Consider the following 2,667-nt stretch of genomic DNA (forward strand, 5'->3'; position numbering starts at 1 on the left):
CGGCGCCGGAGACCGCGTCACGGACCGAGATGCGCCGGCCGGAAGTTGCCAGCTCCGATCTCGCGTTCGGCGCGGATGACATGGACGACGGCGTTGATGAGCGCCAGATGGGTGAAGGCCTGAGGGTAGTTCCCCAGATGCCGTCCCGTGTCGGTGTCGATCTCCTCGGCGTAGAGCTTCAACGGACTCGCGAAGTCGAGCAGACGTTGACACAGTGCGGCGGCCCGCTCCACCTCACCGATCTCGACCAGCGCCGACACCAGCCAGAACGAGCAGATGGTGAACGAGCCCTCCTTGCCGGCGAGCCCGTCGTCGGTCGTCTCGACCCGATAGCGCAGTACGAGCCCGTCCTCGGTGAGTTCGTCGGCGATCGTCAGCACCGTGGCCCGCACCCGCGGATCGTCCGCGGGCAGGAACCGCAGCAACGGGATCAGCAGCGCGGAGGCGTCGAGTGAGGGATGCCCGTAGCGCTGGGTGAACACCCCGCGTTCGTCGACGCCGTGCTCGAGGATGTCGGCCTTGATCTCGTCGGCGACGGCTGCCCACTTCCGGGCGTAGTCGGGCCGGCCCTGGAGTTCGGCGAGTTTCGCGCCGCGGTCGAGTGCCACCCAGCACATCACCTTCGAGGACACGAAGTGCTGGGGTTCGCCCCGCACCTCCCAGATGCCCCGGTCGGGCTTGCGCCAGTTGGCCGCTGCTTCTTCCACCTGCCGGCGCAGCGTGTGCAGCAACGTCTGGGGAAAGTGTCCGCGGGACTTCACGTGCAGATACACCGAATCGAGCAGCGTGCCCCAGATGTCGTGCTGCTGTTGGTGATAGGCGTCGTTGCCGATCCGGACCGGGGTGGCGCCGTCGTACCCGCTCAGATGCTCGAGGGTCGACTCGGGCAGTTCGCGCTCACCACCCACCCCGTACATCACCTGAAGTGGATATCGCACCCCGTCCGCGTCGCGCGAGACGTCGAGGATGAACGAGAAGAAATCGTCGGCCTCCCGATCGAACCCGAGTGTGTACAGGCCCCACAACGCGAAGGTCGAATCGCGCACCCACGCGTAGCGGTAGTCCCAGTTGCGCTCTCCGCCAGGGGTTTCCGGTAGCGATGTAGTCGACGCGGCGAGCAGCGCCCCGGTCGGGCTGTAGGTCAGTCCCTTGAGTGTGAGGGCGCTGTGCTGCAGGTAGGTGCGCCAGGGGTGATCCGGGAATCGGCCCGTCGTGATCCATTCCCGCCAGTAGTCCTGGGTGGCGACCATCTTGGCCATGGCCTCGTCGAAGGTGTGCGGCATCGGGCAGTCCGACCACGCCAGTGCGACGAACGCCGTGTCGCCCTTGTGGAGTCGACGCCGCGCGCGGACCTCGCGGTTCTCGATCCCGAGGCGCAGATCCGTGGTCATGCGCAGCGTCGGGTGCTCGTCCGGTGCGTTCCTGCACACCGCGGTGGCCTCTTCGTAGACCTTGCCGGTGTAGCTCCACTCGGTCCGGCCGCGGTGGTAGTCGAAAGCAGGTTCGCAGCTGACATACAGGTCCACGGTCCCGTTCACGCAACGCACCGTCCGCAGCAGCATGTGCTCGGCCTCCCAGTCGGACGGGGTCCGGCGATGCGTCGTCGAGCGCTCCTCGACGTCGTACCAGGGGGCCATGACCAGCGCGTCCCGCACGATCATCCATCCCGTGTCGGTCTGCCAGGTCGTCTCCAGGACCAGGCCGCCCGGCAGGTACCGGCGTGCGGCAGGAACCGTGCGGTCGTGCGGCGACAACCGGAAATGTCCCGCGCTGCGGTCCAGCAGCGACCCGAACACGCTGGGGGAGTCCGGTCTGGGCACACACATCCACTCCACCGTGCCGTCGCGCGCGATCAGGCAGGTGCTCTCGCAGTCCGAGAGGAATGCGTAGTCGTCGATGGGTGGGAACGGACTCCGCCGGAAGGGTGCCCCTGCCGGCGGTGAGGAGGAGTGGTGATGGTGGTCCATCCCTCCATGATCACCGTGGGCCGGGCGGATCGCAGGGTGGTTGCCGAACCTACTAGGGTGTAGCCAATGGATCGGGTGGCATCGTGGTGGGACGGCTTCGAGCTGTGGCTCGCGGGCCTGTCCTTCGTCCCCCAGGTGGCCCTGGTATCGGCGGTGCTGGTGCCGGCCTGCTTCGGGGTCGCATGGTCGCTCGATCGGGCGATGGCCGGCGTCTTCCGACTGCTCGGCCGTGAAGAGACGGACTCGCCCGCCACGACGACGGAGGATTGCTGACATGCCGCGTTCGCGCGTGACCCTGGCGCTGATCGCGCTGCTGATCATCGTCGTCGTCGCATGGCTCCTCTCCATGTGAGCACTCCGCTCGCGGATCCGGTTCCGGTGCTCGATCCGCGGTGTCCGAATCGTCGATTCCGGTCGACCTTCCACCTCTGCTAGTCTCTCCCGCGTGTCCGCGACCACAGTGCCCCACATCCGCCATGAACTGGCGTTGATCGCTGTGGGCATGCCTTCGGTCGCCGACATCGACTGTTGTCGCTGACCCCCCTCTTCTCTGCGGTCCCCGTGTCCGGGTCTGCCCGGTTCCTGCCGGTTCCGCATCCTCGCGAATTCCGACCTGTCCGATCCCGGCAGCTCCTCGTCCGGGTCAGGCCGCATTCATTCCCCTCGAAACAGCCCCTCAGGAGGCTCGTCATGAAACGTT

General features: G+C 67.0%; 3 protein-coding genes. 2 read left to right on the forward strand and 1 reads right to left on the reverse strand.

Annotation, left to right across the window (positions count from 1 at the left end; translation table 11 throughout):
- Positions 1–17 precede the first annotated feature (17 nt).
- Positions 18–1,967 (reverse strand): glycoside hydrolase family 15 protein, encoded by a 1,950-nt coding sequence (locus R1101_RS0120680; protein WP_016935189.1) that lies wholly within the window; start codon positions 1,965–1,967, stop codon positions 18–20.
- Between the two features lie 66 nt (positions 1,968–2,033).
- On the opposite strand from R1101_RS0120680, the gene R1101_RS0120685 reads away from it, so the two are divergent.
- Positions 2,034–2,240 carry a hypothetical protein gene (locus R1101_RS0120685; RefSeq protein ID WP_016935190.1) on the forward strand — a complete coding sequence of 69 codons (207 nt, stop codon included), beginning with the start codon at positions 2,034–2,036 and terminating at the stop codon, positions 2,238–2,240.
- 172 nt (positions 2,241–2,412) lie between these two features.
- Complete coding sequence (locus R1101_RS31455) at positions 2,413–2,505, forward strand: Ms4533A family Cys-rich leader peptide (protein ID WP_332307017.1); 93 nt, start codon at positions 2,413–2,415, stop codon at positions 2,503–2,505.
- The last annotated feature ends 162 nt before the right edge of the window (positions 2,506–2,667 follow it).

Origin of the sequence: Rhodococcus sp. R1101 (genome assembly GCF_000278445.1) — a bacterium.
In the GTDB taxonomy this organism is placed as follows: Bacteria; Actinomycetota; Actinomycetes; order Mycobacteriales; family Mycobacteriaceae; genus Rhodococcus; species Rhodococcus gordoniae.